12 protein-coding genes, 1 tRNA gene and 1 CRISPR repeat array (1 of these 14 only partly in view) are annotated in these 20,550 nt (G+C 26.0%); of the genes, 10 read left to right on the plus strand and 3 right to left on the minus strand.

Translation table 11 applies throughout. From position 1 onward, the window contains the following. Positions 1 to 112: 112 nt before the first annotated feature. Positions 113 to 838 carry a peptidoglycan editing factor PgeF gene (pgeF, locus tag J2Z71_RS03155; protein ID WP_210060408.1) on the minus strand — a complete coding sequence of 242 codons (726 nt, stop codon included), beginning with the start codon at positions 836 to 838 and terminating at the stop codon, positions 113 to 115. A gap of 77 nt (positions 839 to 915) precedes the next feature. Here pgeF and J2Z71_RS03160 point away from each other — a divergent pair. Together J2Z71_RS03160 and J2Z71_RS03165 are read left to right on the plus strand one after the other, a co-directional pair. After that, positions 916 to 991, plus strand: a tRNA-Arg gene (locus tag J2Z71_RS03160). A gap of 22 nt (positions 992 to 1,013) precedes the next feature. Continuing rightward, on the plus strand, positions 1,014 to 2,048 hold the full coding sequence (locus J2Z71_RS03165; RefSeq protein WP_210060409.1) for a 3-hydroxyisobutyryl-CoA hydrolase: 1,035 nt from the start codon (positions 1,014 to 1,016) through the stop codon (positions 2,046 to 2,048). A 23-nt stretch (positions 2,049 to 2,071) separates the two neighbouring features. On the opposite strand, the gene J2Z71_RS03170 is transcribed toward J2Z71_RS03165, so the two are convergent. Both J2Z71_RS03170 and J2Z71_RS03175 read right to left on the minus strand, forming a co-directional pair. Beyond that, the gene (locus J2Z71_RS03170) at positions 2,072 to 2,959 is read right to left on the minus strand and encodes an NAD(P)-dependent oxidoreductase (protein ID WP_210060410.1); all 888 of its coding nucleotides are present in this window, start codon (positions 2,957 to 2,959) and stop codon (positions 2,072 to 2,074) included. An 18-nt stretch (positions 2,960 to 2,977) separates the two neighbouring features. Next, complete coding sequence (locus J2Z71_RS03175; protein WP_210060411.1) at positions 2,978 to 4,405, minus strand: aldehyde dehydrogenase family protein; 1,428 nt, start codon at positions 4,403 to 4,405, stop codon at positions 2,978 to 2,980. Positions 4,406 to 4,845: 440 nt separating this feature from the next. Here J2Z71_RS03175 and cas6 point away from each other — a divergent pair, with 440 nt between their 5' ends. The 8 genes from cas6 to cas2 are packed head-to-tail and all read left to right on the plus strand — an operon-like array spanning position 4,846 to position 13,012. Then, positions 4,846 to 5,574, plus strand: coding sequence for a CRISPR-associated endoribonuclease Cas6 (gene cas6, locus J2Z71_RS03180; protein WP_210060412.1), 729 nt, complete (start codon positions 4,846 to 4,848; stop codon positions 5,572 to 5,574). Between the two features lie 21 nt (positions 5,575 to 5,595). Then, entirely contained in the window at positions 5,596 to 7,290 is a 1,695-nt protein-coding gene (locus J2Z71_RS03185; protein ID WP_210060413.1) for a Cas8a1 family CRISPR/Cas system-associated protein, read from the plus strand. Further along, on the plus strand, positions 7,290 to 8,159 hold the full coding sequence (gene cas7i, locus J2Z71_RS03190; RefSeq protein WP_210060414.1) for a type I-B CRISPR-associated protein Cas7/Cst2/DevR: 870 nt from the start codon (positions 7,290 to 7,292) through the stop codon (positions 8,157 to 8,159). Before J2Z71_RS03185 ends, cas7i begins: the two co-directional genes overlap by 1 nt. Continuing rightward, entirely contained in the window at positions 8,146 to 8,877 is a 732-nt protein-coding gene (cas5b, locus tag J2Z71_RS03195) for a type I-B CRISPR-associated protein Cas5b (RefSeq protein WP_210060415.1), read from the plus strand. The genes cas7i and cas5b overlap by 14 nt, the downstream gene beginning before the upstream one ends. A 42-nt stretch (positions 8,878 to 8,919) precedes the next feature. Continuing rightward, a complete protein-coding gene (cas3, locus tag J2Z71_RS03200) occupies positions 8,920 to 11,220 on the plus strand; it encodes a CRISPR-associated helicase Cas3' (protein WP_245311159.1) in 2,301 nt (766 codons plus the stop codon). A 10-nt stretch (positions 11,221 to 11,230) separates the two neighbouring features. Beyond that, the gene (gene cas4, locus J2Z71_RS03205; RefSeq protein WP_245311160.1) at positions 11,231 to 11,719 is read left to right on the plus strand and encodes a CRISPR-associated protein Cas4; all 489 of its coding nucleotides are present in this window, start codon (positions 11,231 to 11,233) and stop codon (positions 11,717 to 11,719) included. 9 nt (positions 11,720 to 11,728) lie between these two features. Next, a complete protein-coding gene (gene cas1b / locus J2Z71_RS03210; protein WP_210060417.1) occupies positions 11,729 to 12,718 on the plus strand; it encodes a type I-B CRISPR-associated endonuclease Cas1b in 990 nt (329 codons plus the stop codon). A 15-nt stretch (positions 12,719 to 12,733) separates the two neighbouring features. After that, positions 12,734 to 13,012, plus strand: a complete 279-nt coding sequence (gene cas2 / locus J2Z71_RS03215; RefSeq protein ID WP_210060418.1) for a CRISPR-associated endonuclease Cas2 — start codon at positions 12,734 to 12,736, stop codon at positions 13,010 to 13,012. A 176-nt stretch (positions 13,013 to 13,188) separates the two neighbouring features. Then, positions 13,189 to 20,550: a CRISPR direct-repeat array (repeat unit 30 nt; unit sequence CATTTAATAGAACTAAACTAGAATGTAAAG); it runs 498 nt beyond the window's last position.

Raw genomic sequence — 20,550 nt, forward strand, 5'->3', positions numbered from 1 at the left:
GTAAGAAATAGCAAGTGACAGGCTCATTTTTTACGCCTTTTGAGGCGTAGCAAGTAAAAAAGGGCCTTGTGCCCGTAAATTAAAAACCACCGGCTAGGCCGGTGGATATTTATTACTTAATTATAGAAATTATCATATTAAGTCCATAATTTGGACTATCACGCCTAGCTGAATGAAGTTTATTATTAGTAAAAGTATTATAATCAGATACTTCTATATTTTTTTCAATGATTCCATTATCTAATAAAATCTCTTTATTTATTCCCTTCATATCGAGTATAAATTTATTATTTTCTTTAGGAGTAAAAAACTTATCTCTATTTCTAAAGTCAGAAAACTCTTCATATACATCATTTCCAACTTCATATAAAGAAGAATCAATAGATGGTCCAATAAAAGCATAGATGTTTTCAGATTTACAATTAAAATCATTTTTCATTTTATTTATTGCTACTTCTGAAATTTTTTTAGAAGTACCTCTCCAGCCTGAGTGAACTGAGGCTTGAACTTTATTAATAGGATCAAATAATATAATTGGCGTGCAATCTGCAAACTTAGTAACTAATGCAATATTTTTTTCATTAGTAATAAGTCCATCAGTATCTAAAATAATTTTTCCATAAACAAAATCTTGGAAACTTTCATTATTAATATTTTCTACTCTATTAGAATGAATTTGATAACAAGAATATATTTCATTGGGAATAATATTAGATTCTTTTAAAATTTCATCCATATATATATTAACTTTCTCTCCAACTGTTTTATATCTAAAGTTGTAATTAGTACCAGCTGTATAGTTAAATAGGCCAATACTATTTAATAATTTTGAATTCATTTATATCACCAAGATGAGTATAACATAAGAATACAGTATAGTTTACAATTTTATAAAAAAAGTATAAGATATATTATGCATCTATAGATCATTGGATAGAGTGCTAGTTTCCGAAACTATAGGTAGTGGGTTCGAATCCCACTAGATGCACCATTTTAAGTTTGGGAGTGATATATTGATAAAACATAAAATAGTAAATAATATTGGAATTATAACTCTTGCAGATAAGAAAAATTTAAATGTTTTAAATCAGAATTTTATGGATGAGTTAAATAAAAGGTTTGATGAATTTATTGAAAATGATCTAATTAAATTAATAATAATAGACTCTGAAGGTCGTGCATTTTCTGCAGGAGGAGATATGAGATATTTATATTATGAAATACTTCAAAAAAAAATTTCTCCAAAAGATTTTTTTAATAGTGAATATGAATTATTAAAAAGATATCATAATTCTAAAAAGCCAATTATATCATTTATAAGTGGTATAGTAATGGGTGGAGGAATTGGAATAACAATAGATTCGGATATAAGAGTAGTTGATGAAACTACAAATTGGTCTATGCCTGAAGCTAGAATTGGATTTATTCCTGATATAGGAATAGGTTATTATTTTTCTAAAATGGAAAAACATATAGGCTTATATTATTCTCTTTTAGGAGAGAGTATAGATGGTTCTGATTTAACTAGACTTAATTTAGCAGAACATTTTATAGAAAATAAATATTTTAAAAATGCAAAAGAAGATCTTAAAAAACTTAATATTGAAAATGATAGTAGATATGAAATAATAAAAAAATCTAATGAAATATTAAATAAATATAGAAGTAAGTTAGAAAAATCAAAAATTGAAGAAAAGGAAGAAGATTTATTAAAATATTTTAATAAAGATTCCTTAGAAGAAATTTTTGATGAATTAGATAAAGATAAAAATAAAAATGAATTTGCTAAATTAACTTTATTAGAATTAAATAAAAGATGTCCAGTATCACTACAAATTATATTTTTAAAATACTTTGCTGGTAAAAATTGGGATAGAGAAGAAACAATAAATTATGATTTAAAACTTATTGAATATTGTTATAAAACTGGAAATATGATAGAGGGGTTAAGAGCATTTTTTATAGATAAAGATAATCTTCCGAAATGGAGCCCTGATAATATATATAAAGTTGATAAAGATGAAATAAAAAAGATATTAGCCTTTTAATAAGCTAATATCTTTTTTATTTATTATTTGATTTTTTGATTAGCTAAATCTTCAAGTATTATTGCTACAGCTGATTGATCCTTAGGTCCAAGACCTTGGTTCATAGCAGCATTGAAGAATTGATAAGTTGTATTTGCAATAATAGATGGCATTTGTAAATCGTCAGTTAATTTTGAATATAAATTTATATCTTTGTGCATATGACTAAGAGCAAATATAGTATTATCAAAATTACCATTTATTAGATTATCTCCAAATAAATCTAAAGTACCACTTTTTGCAACACTTACTTTATAAATATCAGCAAGTTTTTGAGGATCCATTCCAGATTTAACTCCAGTAATAAAAGATTCTGTAAGAGCTACTGTAGTTACAGCTAAAATCATATTATGACAAATTTTAACGATTTGACCAGATCCAGACTCACCAATATAGAAAATATTTTCTCCAATAGCATTAAAAACTTCATTTGCTTTTTCAAAAACATCCTTATCTCCACCAACCATAATAGATAGAGTTCCATTATTAGATCCAGTTGGTCCACCACTTACAGGACAATCTAAATATCCTATTCCTTTTTCTTTAGCTAATGAATATAATTTCTTTTCAAGAGCTACATCAGTTGTACTCATATCACATATTATAGTATTTTCTTTTAAAGTACTTAAAGCACCATCTTTTCCTGAAACAGCATTTTCAACAGCTTCAGAAGTAGGCAATGATGCAAGAACAATATCTGAATGTTTTCCTAAATCTGCTGGACTATTACAAGGAATAGCTCCAAGCTCTTTTGCGTTTTCTAATGCTCCACTAAAAGGATCATAAGCATAAACAGTAAAATTATTTTTTATTAAATTTTTAATCATGCCTTTTCCCATAGCGCCAGCACCTAAAATTCCAATATTTTTCATAATTATACCTCCATATATTTATGCGTTTTTATTTAAAAACTTTGCTCCAAATAACTCTTCATCAGTAGGTTCAGTAGATGGAATTGGAAAAGAAACATAAGTGTAATTTAATAAATCTTTCCAGTTTACATTATGAGAAACAGAGTTTCCACCCCAAGTACTACAACCAACAGTCATTGACATTGGCATACCATTAGTCCAAGAACCACTATTTCCTAAACTTTGTGCTTGATTAACAAGCATTCTAGAAGCTTTAACTTTCTCAGCCATTTCTAAAACATGATAGTCTAAAGAAGTGTGGATTCCACAGGAGTGTCCACTACCTTGGTACTTAAGAATTTCAGAAACCTTATCTACTGCTTCACTAAAATCATCATACTTATGAATTGTAGTAACAACAGAAAGTTTTTCTCCAGAAAATGGATATCCTTTTCCTACACCAGATTCCTCAACCATAATAAATTCTTTTTCCTTTGGAATATTAATACCAGCTGCTTCTGCAATTACATTTAAAGGTCTTGCTATAATATCTTTATTTAAACCATTGTTTTTTGGAAAATTAGGCCATAGTGCTTTTTGTAGCATTTCTTTTTCTTTGGAATTATCCTTAATTAAATATCCACCTTCATTTTCCATAGCTTCAATAAATTCATCATATACTTTTTTATTTATAATACAGTTATTTTCAGAAGAACAACTTGTAGCATAATCAAAAGTTTTTGATCTTTTAATCATATTAGCAACATTTTTTAAATCAGTAGTTCCATCTACAATAGTTGTTGAATTTCCAACACCAACACCAATAGCTGGAGTACCTGAACTATATGCAGCTTTTACTAAATCAGAACTACCAGTAGCTAAAATAAAATCAACATTTTGCATAAGTGCATCAATTGCTTCTAAAGATACATATTCAGGGTCAATCGAAATAACTAAATCTTCAGGAGCACCGTATTCTTTTAGAACTTCTCTAATTTTATTTACTGCCATCATATTTGTCTGTCTAGTCTTTGGATGAGGTGCAAGTATAATGGAGTTTCTTGATTTAATTGCAAATAAAGACTTTACAAAAGGAGTAGCTTCAGGGTTTGTAGATGGAACAATTCCAGCAATAACTCCCATAGGTTTAGCTATTTTCATAATTCCTTTTTTATTGTCAATATCTATAACTCCTACAGATTTTTCACCCTTCATATCTCTATAAGCACCTTTAATTTTTGTAAACATTTTTGCTTTTTTATCTTCAGCTCGTCCAAATTCTCCTTCTTTTACAGCAAATTCACCTATATTTTTAGCGAAATCTTCACGTGTACCATAATAGGCAATAGCAGCTGTAAGTTCATCAACATCTTCTTGAGAATATGTCTCTAAAATTGCTTGAGCCAATCTAGACTTTTCAACTACTTCTAAAACATAATCATTAATTTCTTTTATATCCTTACTCATAATATTACCTCCTGTTTGTATATACTAAAAATAATTTAGTTAAATATTCTAAATAGCTTTGTATTATACATATACCTATAAAATACAATATTATACTAAATTAGTACAAATAAGTCATAATCTTAAAAAAGTTTAAATAGCAATAATGAATAATAGAAGATTATTGTAGGTAATTATTTTAAATAAATATGTGATATAATTAACTTTTAATAGAATTAAATTAAAATGTAAAAATGTGATTTAAAATTATAATTAAGACATTAAATTAATAGAACTATATTAGATAAGAAATTAGATACCAGAAGGTATCTTTTTTATTTTATAAAAACATCCAATGTGATTTAAAATTATTGAATTTTGAAAATCACTTGATTTTTTTAATTAATGTGATAACGTATAGATATAAGAATAGTAAATTTATTAATATATGGAGGTGAATTATGAGATTTACAGTAGAACTTTTGTTAAACGAAAATACAATACCAAAGGATAAAAATAGAATTATTTTATCATTACTTAAAAATGTAATAGAAAGTTATGATGAAGAGATTTATAGAGATATGTATATAGATAATAAAACTAAAAGAAAAAATATGACTTTTTCTATATATATGAAAAATGCTAAATTTTTAAGAGATACAATAGAAATCCCAGATAAGAGGATAATATTAAATATTTCTTCATCAGACTTAGAACTTGCCATTACAATTTATAATTCCTTTATGCTTAGTAAAAATAAAGAAATAAAATTAAAAGATGGACTTATAATAATTCCAACAAAAATTCAAATGAAGAAAAAAGAGATAATAAGTGATAATTATATTTTAGTAAGGACATTATCACCAATTTGTATTAGAGATCATAATGGAAATAATAAAGATACTTGGTACTATAGTTTAGATGAAACTAAGGGCAAAGAAATATTTTTAAGAAATTTAAGATATCAACTTTTAGAAGAGTTTGGAGAGACAAGAAAAATAGATATTGATAATTTAAGATTTGAAGTACTTGAAAATAAAAATATTAAAATAAAATATTATGATATTGTAATACCTTCAAATAAAGCTATTTTGAAATTATCGGGAAAACCTTATCTCTTAGAATATATGCTTGATTCAGGTATTTTAAATTTGAAATCATCAGGTTTCGGAATGTTAGAGAGATTATAAAAATTATAAGGAGGTGATATTTTGGAATATTTAGAATTTAGACTAGATGATTGGCGTAGTAATGTTAGTATTATAGGCCTTATGAATATTTTAGATAATGATAAAGAAGGTCAATATGAAATAGTAAAAAATGGCTTTGATGAATATTTAAAAGTTTCAATTAAGTCATTAGAAAACTTTGAAGAAAAGTATTTTAAATATTTTATAGATACTTATGAAAAAAATCTTCCTTGGTATAGAATGATATCTTATAAAAATGAAGTAGAGAAATTTATTAAAACTGATTTATCTGAATTTAAGAAAGATGATTTTGAAAAATTAAATAACCAGATTGATCTAGTAAAAGATTATCTTAAAAGACCTAACTATACTAAAGTCTTTGAATATATTGAAAGTGATATAGAAATAACAAAATTAATTAAAGATATAAAAAAAATAAAGCTTAGAAAAAAAGAAGAAATATCAGATAGAAAAGAAGAAATATTAGAAAACTTAAAAATAATGCAAGAAATAATTAATTATTGTAATACTGAAACAGGTAGAAAATATCTAGGTGCAAAAGGAGCTATTTTTACTTTTATAAATAAAGGTATAGGTGGTGTTAGTTTTTTAAATAAGCAAACAAAAGAGAAAGATATATACAAAGATTATAAGGAATATTTTTTAGATACTTTAAATAATTATTTAGAAGAAGATAAGAAAAAATATAAATATAATTGTTTTAATTGTGATAACAAAATTAAAAATTTAAATACTGGTATTGGAATATTAAATGATACAGGATTTGACCTTACAAGAAAACCAACACATGTGTGGTTTGAAGAAAATGATGTTGGGATTTGTGATATTTGTAGTTTTTTATATTCATGTTTTCCTGCAGGATTTAATTATTCTTCGTATGAAGGGATATTTGTAAATGCAAATAGTAGTATTAAAGAATTAAAAAGAGTAAATAGTCAAATCTCTATGGAAGTAAATAAGGTAAAAGATACTAGAGGAATAAGTTATAGGGCACTTGTAAATACAATTTCTAAAAAAAGTATAGAAGAACTTAAATATGAACTTGATGATGTTCAAGTAATAAGATATAAAAATGAAAAATATAATTTTAATATCTTATCAAAATATTCTTTAAGTATAATAAATGATTCAATAGAAGATTTAGAGAGTCTTTCAAATGCTGGATACAAAATAGGAAATGATTATATAAGTATATATGATGAGGTCTTAGATAGACTTTTTAACAATCAAAATATGTATACATTAATATATAAATTATTTAGCTATAAACTTACAAATACAAGTTTCGTAAATGCTTATTATAATACTTCACATATTTATAGAATAATTAGAATAAATACTAGAAAGCTTAAGGAGGTAATAGATTTGGGTAATGAAAGTGCAAATGCATTTGTAGAAAAATATAGAAAATATGGATATTTTTTAGCTTTAGAATATAAGAAAAAAGATTCTAATTATGAAAATAAAATTAGAGGAATATCTTATAGAATGTTAAATGCTTTAAAAACAAGAAACGCAGAAAATTTTATGCATAATTTAATAAATAGCTATATGTATATGTCAATATCTATTCCAAAGGGAATGGTAAAAGCATTAGAAAATGATGATAATTTAGGAACTATAGGATATGCATTTGTTGCAGGATTAAATAGTTATGGTATATCAGATGATAATAAAACTAAGGAGGAAGATTAATGAAACCAATGGGACTAACTATATCAGTAATATTTCAAGCATCTAGCTTAAACTATGGAGAAAGTATAGGAAATGTTGCATCACTTAAAAAAATCTCAAGAGGTAAAGGAGATCAATATACCTATATTTCAAGACAAGCACTAAGATATAATATTGTAAATCAAATGGGCGTAGATAATACTCCAATAGGATTAGATGGATCTGTTTTACAATTTGATAAAGAAGCAAAAATAGATAAATATCCTGAAATAGACTTGTTTGGATATATGAAAACGTCAAAAGATTCTAAAATTCGTTCTGCTATAGCTAGACTTTCTAATGCAGTTTCTCTTGAAACTTTTAAGGGAGATGTGGATTTTTTAACTAACAAAGGGCTTTTAGATAGATATAAAAAAGACAACAAAAAAGATGGAGGAAATATTTCTCAATCAGAAATACATTCTTCTTTTTATACTTACACACTTGCAGTTGATTTAGATAGAGTAGGAATTGATGAAAATGACAATATAGAAATAGAAAATAGTGAAAAAGCAAAAAGAGTAAATAGTTTGCTTGATTCTATAAGATACTTATATAGAGATATAAAAGGTAGACGTGAAGATTTAAGTCCAATATTTATAATAGGTGGAGTTTATGATATTAAAAATCCGATATTTATGAATGCAATTGGAGTTGAAGAAAATAGGCTAAATGTAAATAGAATAGAAGATAAAATATCAAAAGAAATAGAAAAAGATACAATATCAGCATTAGTAAAAGGAATATTTGAAAATGATGAGGAAATAGAAAATTCATTAAAATCAAAAAATATGAATGAATTCTTTGAAGAACTAAAAAATAAAGTAAGTGATTACTATGAAGGCAATTAGATTAAAGTTATATCAAAATATGCCAAATTATAAAAAACCTAATTCTTTTCAGCTAAAAGAGAGTTATCCATTACCACCACCATCTACAATTATAGGAATGGTACATTATCTATGTGGATTTACAGAATATAAAGAAATGGATATTTCTATAGCGGGAAATTATAATTCAAAAATAAATGATTTATACACAAGATATGAATTTAAATCTGAAACAAAATTTGAAGAAGGAAGACATCAACTAAATGTTGGAGGATATGGTATAAGTAGAGGAGTGGCTACTCAAGAGCTTCTAGTAGATGTGAATTTAATAATTCATATAGTTCCACAAGATGAGAGTCTAATAGAAGAAATATATAAATCATTAAAATATCCAAGAGAATATCCATCATTAGGAAGAAGAGAAGACATAGCATTAATAGAAGAAGTAAATATAGTGGAATTAGAAGAAAAAGATTTAGAAGATATAGAAGATCCAAAAGAATATATTAATTATTATATTCCTATTAAAAAAATAAATGAATTTGATTTTCATGGGAATTATACAAATATTCCTGGAACTAGATTTAAACTTACAAAGGATTATAAACTAGAAAAAGTAGCAAAAAATAAAGTTTTTAGGAAATGGAATAAAGTAGATGTTCTATATACTAGTGGATTTGGATATTATGATGTAAATGCTTTAGTAGATGAAGAAGATAATGCAGTATTTTTAATATAAGTATAGGGCATAAGCTCTATACTTAATACATAGGTGATAAAAATGAAATATTATGCAAAAAGCAATCCGAAGGAAACTATACAAGAACATACTGATAATTTACTTAAAGAATATAATAAATTGAAAGATATATATCCTAGTATAAATGTTAATTGGGATCTGTTAAAACTTGCTTGTATATATCATGATTTTGGAAAAATAAATAAAAAATTTCAATATAAAATTGGAAATGACTTAGTAAAACTATCAACTGAAGAAAAAAATGAAAAGGAGATACCTCATGGAATATTAAGTATAGCATTTATTAATACAAAATTTCTAAAAGAGAAAGGATATACAAGTGCTGATTTAAAGATTTTAATAAACACAATTGCATACCATCATGAAAGAAAATTTAATATAGGAGAAGAAAAGGAACTTATAAATAAAGAAATTGAAAGTATAAAAGATTTTAGTAAAGATTTTTCTTATTTAAAAAGAGATGATTATTATAAAGACATTAACAATAAATCCTTAAGAAGAATTAATAAATCAAGAGTTCAAAGAAGTGATGGATTAGAAAATTATGATCAATATATTATGATAAAGGGTCTTCTAAATAAAATAGATTATGCAGCAAGTTCCTATGAAGATGTAGAAATCAAAAATGATTATTTAATGAATTCTCTAAATGAAATGGTAGAAGAAGTGTGGAGTACAGAAAATAAAAAAGCAGAATTTAATAAACTTCAAAAATATGCTATTAAAAATCAAGAAGAAAATTTAATATTAATTGCAGAAACAGGAATGGGAAAAACAGAGGCAGGATTATTATGGATAGGAGATAATAAAGGTTTTTTTACATTGCCATTAAAATCTGCGATAAATGCAATATATGACAGAATAAGATTAGATATTATAAAAGATGATATTGAAAATAAATTAGGATTATTGCATTCAGATGCAGTAGGAGAAATATTATACAGACAAGAATTAGATAGTAACAAACTTGAATTAAAAAATATGACAATAGATAAATATAATACAAAAACTAGAAATTTATCTATGCCACTTACTATCTCAACAATAGACCAAATATTTGATTTTGTATATCAATACGGAGGATCAGAAATAAAACTTGCAACATTATCTTATTCAAAAATAGTAATTGATGAAATACAAATGTATTCTTCTGATTTAATATCATATTTAGTCTTAGGTCTTAATGAAATAAATAGACTTGGTGGCCAATTTGCAATAATAACAGCAACATTTCCGCCTTTTATAGGAGAATTATTAGAAAAAGAAGGAATTAAGTTTGAAAAGCCAGAACCTTTTTTAGATAAAAATAGAATAAGACATAGTTATAAAATAATAGAAGAAGAAATAAATGCAAAATTTATATATGAAAAATATAATAAGAATAAAGTACTTGTAATAGCAAATACAGTTAAAGAAGCTCAAAGATTATATGAAGAGATAAAAGAAAAATATGATTTATATGAAGAAGAAATAAACTTATTCCATAGTGGTTTTATAAAAAAAGACAGAAAAGATAAAGAAAATAGAATTATGGAATTTGGGAAGAAAAGTGATGAAAATAATAGAAATTATAATACTGGAATTTGGATATGTACGCAAGTTGCAGAAGCATCTCTAGATATAGATTTTGATATATTAGTTACAGAACTTTCAGATATAAATGGTTTATTTCAAAGAATGGGAAGATGTTATAGATCTAGATCATTAGATAAGGATTACAATATATTTGTTTTTGACGGTGGTGAAAATAAAACTAGTGGAATAGGCCATGTAATAGATAGTGATATATTTATATATTCTAAAGAAGAGCTAAGGAAGCAGGGAAATGGAAAAATTTCTGAAAAAGATAAAATTGATATGATAAATAGAATATATACAAGTGAAAAACTAAAAGATACAAAGTATTTAAAAGATATTAAAGAAACTATAAATTATATTAATAATATTAGAAGTTATGAAATGAAAAAAAGTGATGCAAAACAATTATTTAGAGATATTAATTCAATCACTGTAATACCTGAAATAGTATATGAAGAAAATCTTGAAGAAATAGAAAGTGCTATAGAAAAATTACAAGAAAAAACAAATTCTAAATTAGAAAAAAAAGAAGTAGAAAAATTAAGAATTGAAAAAATAAAAGCTAGAAATACAATTAATAATTATTCTATTTCAATACCTTTTTATAAAGTGAATAGTAAAAACACAGACTATAAAAAAATCAATGATTATGAAGAAATAATTATATACAAATGCGAGTATGACAAATTTATAGGGATAAATCACGTAGAGATAGATATTGAGAAAAGAGATAATTTCTTTTAGGTGATAAATTATGATAATAACAGGAACAATGATTCATTATTATTTTGTGTGTGAGAAAAAATTATGGTATTTTTTGAATGGAATAAATCTTGAGAAATATGATGAAAATATTAAAATAGGAACTTTAATAGATAAATATTCCTACGAGAGAGAAAATAAAAATTTAATGATTGACGAAAATATAAATATTGATTTTATTAGAGATTGGAAAATAATTCATGAAATTAAAAAATCTGATAAATTAGAAGAATTATTTATTTGGCAAGTTAAATATTATATATATATTTTAAGAAAGTATGGAGTAAATATAGAAAGTGGACTATTAGATTATCCAAAGCAGAAAAAAAGAACAAAAGTCTTTTTAGATGAAGAGGATGAAGAAAAACTTGAAAATGTATTTAAAGAGATAGAAAAAATAAAAAATCAGAAAAATATACCAATAGTAAAATATAAAAACTATTGTAAGAAATGTGCTTATTATGAGTTTTGTTATATATAGGTGAATAAAATGAATGAAAAATTTTATATATTTAGCAATTGTAGGTTAAAAAGAAAAGATAATAATCTAAGATTAGAGACAAAAGAACTTAAAAAAGATTTGAAGGTAGAAATAATAGATGAAATATATATATTTGGTGAAGTTGATTTAAATACAAAAGTATTAAATTTTTTAGCTCAAAATGATATATCTCTACATATTTTTAATTATTATGGTTTCTATAGTGGAAGTTTCTTTCCAAGAGATAAAAATATAAATGGGGACTTATTAGTAAAACAAGTAAAAAACTATTTAAATAAAAGTGAAAGACTTGCAATAGCTAAAGAAATTGAAAAAGGTGCAGCTTTTAATATATTTAGAAATTTAAGATATTATAATTCCAGAGATAAAAATGTAAAAGAAAGTATGAATTATATAAAAATACTTTCAGAAAAAATAGATAGTGCAGAAAGCATAGAACAATTAATGGGATATGAAGGAAATATAAGAAGGGAATACTATTCGTGTTGGGAAGAGATAATAGATCAAGAAATTGACTTTAAAAAAAGGGTGAAAAGACCACCTGATAATATGATTAATAGTTTAATATCTTATTTGAATTCAATGATGTATACAACAGTTCTTTCAGAAATATATAAAACACAACTAGATCCAACAATTAGTTATTTGCATGAACCAGGAACAAAAAGATTTTCATTGTCTTTAGACCTAGCAGAATTATTTAAACCATTAATTGTTGATAGATTAATATTTAGTTTGCTTAATAAAAATCAAATAACAGAAGATGATTTTGTAGAAGAATCAAATTTCACCTATTTAAAAGAAAATTCAAGGCAAAAAATAATATTAGAATATAATTCTTATTTAGAAAGAGTAGTAAAACATAAAGAATTAAATAGATATGTGTCATATACTTACTTAATAAGATTAGAATGTTATAAATTAATAAAACATATAATTGGTGAAAAAGAATATGAAAGTTTTAAGTTTTGGTGGTAAATAAGAGGTGTAAACATGTATATATTATTGATATATGATATAATTTCAGATGAAAAAGGTCCATATGTATCAAGAAATATTTTTAAAACTTGTAAAAAATATTTAACGAATATACAAAAATCTGTATTTGAAGGAAACTTAACTATATCTCAGTATTTAGAGTTGAAATTTGAACTTAATGAGTATATTAGAAAAAATAAAGATTCAGTAGTTGTATTTAAAAGTAGATCAGAAAAATGGACTGAAAAAGAATTTTTAGGAAAAACAGATGACAAAACATCAAACTTTTTTTAATTGTCGACTTCTAATATAGTAAAATGTATAAGGAATCGACAAATGGCTTAAAATTAACATTATATACGAATATTTTAGAGAAATACTTTTTATAAAACTAAATTTATTAAAAATATTCATAGGTAGACAAAGTATGAAGAAACAAGCCTGTAAAATCAACTCTTATAAGAGACAGGCATTTAATAGAACTAAACTAGAATGTAAAGATTGAACTTGCTAAGTCTGTTAAATTAATACCTAACTCATTTAATAGAACTAAACTAGAATGTAAAGCAGCTTGGGCATTTATATAATTTGGTATTTGTATTTTTCATTTAATAGAACTAAACTAGAATGTAAAGATATGTCTAACTATCTTACAATACTAATATAAGCCTTCATTTAATAGAACTAAACTAGAATGTAAAGCGTATACCATTGGTGTGTTTAATAAGTTATCAGTTTCATTTAATAGAACTAAACTAGAATGTAAAGTAACTCCCTTAAAGTTTTTAATTATAAGTCTATCTACATTTAATAGAACTAAACTAGAATGTAAAGAAGAAGAAGAAAAAGATGTATATAAAAAATTTGAAGACATTTAATAGAACTAAACTAGAATGTAAAGTTTTTCAATTCTTTGATACCGTCACGGTCATAAATGACATTTAATAGAACTAAACTAGAATGTAAAGAAAACTTTCCACTTGATCCAAAGCCTGTTATTCCTCCATTTAATAGAACTAAACTAGAATGTAAAGTAATATCCTTGAATATTGCTCATCAGCATCTTGAATTCATTTAATAGAACTAAACTAGAATGTAAAGGCAAATTCTTGTTGCCTAACGAATAAATATAACTATCCATTTAATAGAACTAAACTAGAATGTAAAGTCACTTGCCATATGCTCACCCCCTTATAGGTTACTTACATTTAATAGAACTAAACTAGAATGTAAAGTGTGTTATAGGCTGTCCTACATCTTTCGCCATGACCCATTTAATAGAACTAAACTAGAATGTAAAGAGCTGTGCAGGAAATAAAATCTGCTGTTGGTTGATTTCATTTAATAGAACTAAACTAGAATGTAAAGCTGTGAAGTCCACTATTACTATTTCTCTTGTTGCATCTCATTTAATAGAACTAAACTAGAATGTAAAGCTTTCTATAAGCTTTCTTATATTCTGTCTTTCCTGCCATTTAATAGAACTAAACTAGAATGTAAAGTTTACTCTGGAAATGCTTTTAGAGGACTTTTCAGAACATTTAATAGAACTAAACTAGAATGTAAAGTATTGGAGAGAAGAAAGAATAATGTGTACAATGCCGGCATTTAATAGAACTAAACTAGAATGTAAAGTTTTTCATGTAGTTCGCTATAAGTTCTGCTGTTTTATTCCCATTTAATAGAACTAAACTAGAATGTAAAGTTCTTTTAGTGTCATTGGGATATTAAGTTCTTCTTTAACATTTAATAGAACTAAACTAGAATGTAAAGAGTGTAGCAGCTGTTGCAATAGCTGCATCTATAGCATTTCATTTAATAGAACTAAACTAGAATGTAAAGTGTAGTCGTTCTTTGATACTGTTGTCTTTGCTTGCACATTTAATAGAACTAAACTAGAATGTAAAACTCGTAAGAAGTTTCAAATTCTTCTCCTATTTCCATTCATTTAATAGAACTAAACTAGAATGTAAAGAGGCTAGTTGGTAGTCCACTTTCAAACGCTCTATTGGTCATTTAATAGAACTAAACTAGAATGTAAAGAGTAGTCCGCGTAAATGATAAATGCAAATTGATACTGCATTTAATAGAACTAAACTAGAATGTAAAGCATCATCTGCGTCAATTCCTGCTAAGGCTATATAATTCATTTAATAGAACTAAACTAGAATGTAAAGATAATTTCGTTGTCAATTATTCCTGCTAAATCTTCGTCATTTAATAGAACTAAACTAGAATGTAAAGATGCCTCATATCTTCGCTTCCATAGTCGGCTGTGTCCATTTAATAGAACTAAACTAGAATGTAAAGGTTATTTCCGATTTAAGTTCTAATGTCGCAGTTCTTCATTTAATAGAACTAAACTAGAATGTAAAGACCTATAAAATCTTCTTAATATTGTATAACTGAAGTACATTTAATAGAACTAAACTAGAATGTAAAGTGATATACCAACGCTTGAACGTATTTCTCTTCTTTCCACATTTAATAGAACTAAACTAGAATGTAAAGTTTGTTCTTGTTCTGTTATGCCTTTTCTGAAATGTATCATTTAATAGAACTAAACTAGAATGTAAAGCGTTATGTCCTTGTAGGTAGTTTTCCAGTCTAGACCCCATTTAATAGAACTAAACTAGAATGTAAAGACATTACACACATACAGCCTAGTACTGTCTTAAGTGTCATTTAATAGAACTAAACTAGAATGTAAAGAGTACAAAATGATAAGGTACAATAGCAGCAGTCGAACCATTTAATAGAACTAAACTAGAATGTAAAGTTGCTAACTTATAATGATAATTTCTTCTATTGTTGCCATTTAATAGAACTAAACTAGAATGTAAAGATTTCTATCTCAGAATATTACAAAGAATTTATAAAGCATTTAATAGAACTAAACTAGAATGTAAAGATCCTTGGACGTGGGTTATCATAGGCTTAAGTGTAGCCATTTAATAGAACTAAACTAGAATGTAAAGGTTGGTTACTAAATGAATTTGATTTTTTGAGATATGGCATTTAATAGAACTAAACTAGAATGTAAAGAAACTTTTATTTTTCGTATTGTATTACTCAAAGTTTTCATTTAATAGAACTAAACTAGAATGTAAAGTTCTTTCTACTTATCTCGTTTACTTCTCGTTCATCATTTAATAGAACTAAACTAGAATGTAAAGACGATTTAATACTATGATTACTCGTAAATATCAAACTCATTTAATAGAACTAAACTAGAATGTAAAGAAACCTTTTGGGACATATTTGCTAAAATCTAATCAATCATTTAATAGAACTAAACTAGAATGTAAAGATTTCTAACGCTAAAATATAAACAAGTGTCATACTTCATTTAATAGAACTAAACTAGAATGTAAAGCATCATTAATAGTAACTACTGCTTTAACAGTTGCTACATTTAATAGAACTAAACTAGAATGTAAAGACCCACTTTCGTGAATAGCTTGCGCAAGGCTCACCATTTAATAGAACTAAACTAGAATGTAAAGGCATTACAAGGACTACAAAGTATAATTCAAGCTATTGCATTTAATAGAACTAAACTAGAATGTAAAGCTAAATCCTGTTGGTTTTTTAAAATATAAATGAACTCCATTTAATAGAACTAAACTAGAATGTAAAGTCATCTTGTCTTTTCTTAAACAGTTCGAAATTTCCATCATTTAATAGAACTAAACTAGAATGTAAAGAGACTTTCAATAATGATGGAAAACAAAGTACAACTTACATTTAATAGAACTAAACTAGAATGTAAAGTCTGTTTATATACTTCATCTACGTACCTTGTTTTTTCATTTAATAGAACTAAACTAGAATGTAAAGCCTTCACAGAAGTTGTAACCATATTCCCTCTGGTTGGCATTTAATAGAACTAAACTAGAATGTAAAGTGCATGAATTGCATACAAAGAGATCTATATTGTCATACATTTAATAGAACTAAACTAGAATGTAAAGCTATCTTTTTTAATCCCGGTCTTGAAACATCTATTTGTCATTTAATAGAACTAAACTAGAATGTAAAGATTCTATGAAGAATTTAAGGACCAACCTTACGAAGACATTTAATAGAACTAAACTAGAATGTAAAGCACAATATAGTTTTTCTTCACCTGAAAAGTCTTTAGCATTTAATAGAACTAAACTAGAATGTAAAGATATTCCATAGTTAAGTAATAATGTTGCAATCTCTTCCATTTAATAGAACTAAACTAGAATGTAAAGCATATTGAAATAAGATACACTCTGCTACTAACATTTCCATTTAATAGAACTAAACTAGAATGTAAAGTTTCTTTTCTTCTAGTTCTTCTCTATCTCTTATCTTCATTTAATAGAACTAAACTAGAATGTAAAGAAGGTTAAGTTAGATGATTTTGAATACTCAGAAGATGCATTTAATAGAACTAAACTAGAATGTAAAGCTCTTGATACACCTCCTAAATGGTTTGGGTCTATACTTGGACATTTAATAGAACTAAACTAGAATGTAAAGAGCATTCAAAGTATGATAGTTAAGTTTGGGGCATTAGCATTTAATAGAACTAAACTAGAATGTAAAGATTGCTGGTACTGGCGGTAGTGCGTTTGTAACTAAACATTTAATAGAACTAAACTAGAATGTAAAGGCTTGTTCTCCTATCTTGTCTAGATAGTAAGCTATGCATTTAATAGAACTAAACTAGAATGTAAAGCGGAACGGTAGACAATGGTTATAGGGGCGATATAACACATTTAATAGAACTAAACTAGAATGTAAAGTATTTAAAACTCCAATCCGATATTTTTAAATTCCTTTTCATTTAATAGAACTAAACTAGAATGTAAAGTATAATGCACAAGTCTTTCATATCTATGGCAGGAATCATTTAATAGAACTAAACTAGAATGTAAAGAACTAGAGAGTCTAATCGTAATGAACAAGGACATTTTCATTTAATAGAACTAAACTAGAATGTAAAGACTTCTCCACTCTTTGATGCTGTAGTCATTTCTTAGACATTTAATAGAACTAAACTAGAATGTAAAGCCATTTAAAAATGGAGCGGAGCATCTATTAAAAGCCACATTTAATAGAACTAAACTAGAATGTAAAGTGTCATTATGATTATTTGTTTATTAAGTCCTTCTAGCATTTAATAGAACTAAACTAGAATGTAAAGACTGCCCATTTTTAACTATTTTTAAATCGTTAAGATCTTCCATTTAATAGAACTAAACTAGAATGTAAAGTCTGCTATCCCGGATTCGTTAGCTAAGCCAACTTCTGCATTTAATAGAACTAAACTAGAATGTAAAGAGTGCATATAATGATATTTGTTTCCTGATGTACCAGGCATTTAATAGAACTAAACTAGAATGTAAAGAGGAACTAAAGAAGATTTAGATAATGCAGGCGGAGACGCATTTAATAGAACTAAACTAGAATGTAAAGCAATATGTCTTTGCAGGAATAGTCTCATCTTCAATTGCATTTAATAGAACTAAACTAGAATGTAAAGATGAATTTTGAGTATATGAATACTCCCACATCAAACATTTAATAGAACTAAACTAGAATGTAAAGACTATTTCACTTGCACTTTTGTTTATATCTTCCATATCATTTAATAGAACTAAACTAGAATGTAAAGATTCTTGCCCGTATGACGCACCGTTGTAAGGAACATATCATTTAATAGAACTAAACTAGAATGTAAAGAACAAATAGCGGCAGAGTTTAACAAAAGGTTTAATCTCATTTAATAGAACTAAACTAGAATGTAAAGTTTTCAACTACTTCTGCTTTATCATCTTTCATTTGAACATTTAATAGAACTAAACTAGAATGTAAAGAAAAACATTACTAAAAACATTAGAGGGAGTATTCCTACATTTAATAGAACTAAACTAGAATGTAAAGTTTCAATAGTCTTTAGAACTTGTCTAGAATGGATTACCATTTAATAGAACTAAACTAGAATGTAAAGAGTGCAGGAAAAGGGGATTTAATATCTTCATTCCTGCCATTTAATAGAACTAAACTAGAATGTAAAGTTTATTACAAGATACAAAATGTAAAGGCAGATACACCATTTAATAGAACTAAACTAGAATGTAAAGAACTGTTTAGGATTTGACCTCATAGCAGATGATGTAACATTTAATAGAACTAAACTAGAATGTAAAGGTTGTATCAAGACCTGCCGCTCTCATACTTCTTAACATTTAATAGAACTAAACTAGAATGTAAAGTATCATATTGAAATAGGTTCTACACTAGATATTCCTGCATTTAATAGAACTAAACTAGAATGTAAAGATTTTTTTAAACGTTCTGCACACAATCTGCACATGTTCATTTAATAGAACTAAACTAGAATGTAAAGGAATACGTTAAACATTAGTAAGAAACAGCCTACTACCACATTTAATAGAACTAAACTAGAATGTAAAGTGATTCAAAATATGTATGATGAAAGATATCTATTGAGTCATTTAATAGAACTAAACTAGAATGTAAAGGCTAATGGGGTGATAAATAGATGGGAAACACGTTTGTAACATTTAATAGAACTAAACTAGAATGTAAAGCTGAAAAACTATCAAGAAGCTATGTTAGATATGTATCATTTAATAGAACTAAACTAGAATGTAAAGTAATAAAGGAGGTTATCTCTATGAATGTAACATATACATTTAATAGAACTAAACTAGAATGTAAAGTTTTATATAAGAACTTTAATCTCTCATAATATTCTCCCATTTAATAGAACTAAACTAGAATGTAAAGAGTAGTGATTATTATTTTCTAGAAAGTAGTGATGTTACATTTAATAGAACTAAACTAGAATGTAAAGTTTGTAGTCACTGTTTCAGGTGATGAATGAGAAAACATTTAATAGAACTAAACTAGAATGTAAAGTAATTTGAAGTCAAACTTAACAATTCTAATTGCTTTGTCATTTAATAGAACTAAACTAGAATGTAAAGTACTCTATCAAGCAGTTTTCAAGCAAGTTTCAATTCCCATTTAATAGAACTAAACTAGAATGTAAAGTTTATAAGTTTATTCGGTGGCGGAGTCGGAAATCAAATCATTTAATAGAACTAAACTAGAATGTAAAGTGATAAGATTTCACTCTCACTGATCGTACAGATTCTTCCATTTAATAGAACTAAACTAGAATGTAAAGTTGTAAGTTTTCATCACTACATTACCTTCAGAGTCTCTTCATTTAATAGAACTAAACTAGAATGTAAAGGCTCTTTTTTATATATTAGGAAGAGGTGAGCAATGGACATTTAATAGAACTAAACTAGAATGTAAAGAACTCTTTACATACTGAACTAGCAATAGATGAGCAACATTTAATAGAACTAAACTAGAATGTAAAGCTGGAACTCAATTAATAGTAACAGTAGATGAAAATGCATTTAATAGAACTAAACTAGAATGTAAAGACTCTATCAAGCAGTTTTCAAGCAAGTTTCAATTCCCATTTAATAGAACTAAACTAGAATGTAAAGTTCTCATCTTCTGCATAGATTTTAATTGTGTTTATTTCATTTAATAGAACTAAACTAGAATGTAAAGACGTTCTGCTAGTTGTTTAGTAGTTAAAATATGTTCACATTTAATAGAACTAAACTAGAATGTAAAGTTTAGGCTGATTTCCTGCTGCAGCAGTGCCAAGACGGCATTTAATAGAACTAAACTAGAATGTAAAGAGTAAATCAGAATTAGTAGAATATAAATATAGCGATAAACATTTAATAGAACTAAACTAGAATGTAAAGAAAAGTTATCACAAATGATTGAGTTGTTAAGTAAAC

The organism is Peptoniphilus stercorisuis (assembly GCF_017874395.1).
Taxonomy (GTDB): Bacteria; Bacillota; Clostridia; order Tissierellales; family Peptoniphilaceae; genus Anaerosphaera; species Anaerosphaera stercorisuis.

Bases quoted from the DNA above. Each gene is read 5' to 3' on its own strand.
- J2Z71_RS03170 (WP_210060410.1), bottom strand. From the start codon at position 2,959: ATGAAAAATATTGGAATTTTAGGTGCTGGCGCTATGGGAAAAGGCATG.
- cas6 (WP_210060412.1), top strand. From the start codon at position 4,846: ATGAGATTTACAGTAGAACTTTTGTTAAACGAAAATACAATACCAAAG.
- cas2 (WP_210060418.1), top strand. From the start codon at position 12,734: ATGTATATATTATTGATATATGATATAATTTCAGATGAAAAAGGTCCA.
- J2Z71_RS03175 (WP_210060411.1), bottom strand. From the start codon at position 4,405: ATGAGTAAGGATATAAAAGAAATTAATGATTATGTTTTAGAAGTAGTT.
- cas5b (WP_210060415.1), top strand. From the start codon at position 8,146: ATGAAGGCAATTAGATTAAAGTTATATCAAAATATGCCAAATTATAAA.
- cas4 (WP_245311160.1), top strand. From the start codon at position 11,231: ATGATAATAACAGGAACAATGATTCATTATTATTTTGTGTGTGAGAAA.
- cas3 (WP_245311159.1), top strand. From the start codon at position 8,920: ATGAAATATTATGCAAAAAGCAATCCGAAGGAAACTATACAAGAACAT.
- cas7i (WP_210060414.1), top strand. From the start codon at position 7,290: ATGAAACCAATGGGACTAACTATATCAGTAATATTTCAAGCATCTAGC.
- pgeF (WP_210060408.1), bottom strand. From the start codon at position 838: ATGAATTCAAAATTATTAAATAGTATTGGCCTATTTAACTATACAGCT.
- cas1b (WP_210060417.1), top strand. From the start codon at position 11,729: ATGAATGAAAAATTTTATATATTTAGCAATTGTAGGTTAAAAAGAAAA.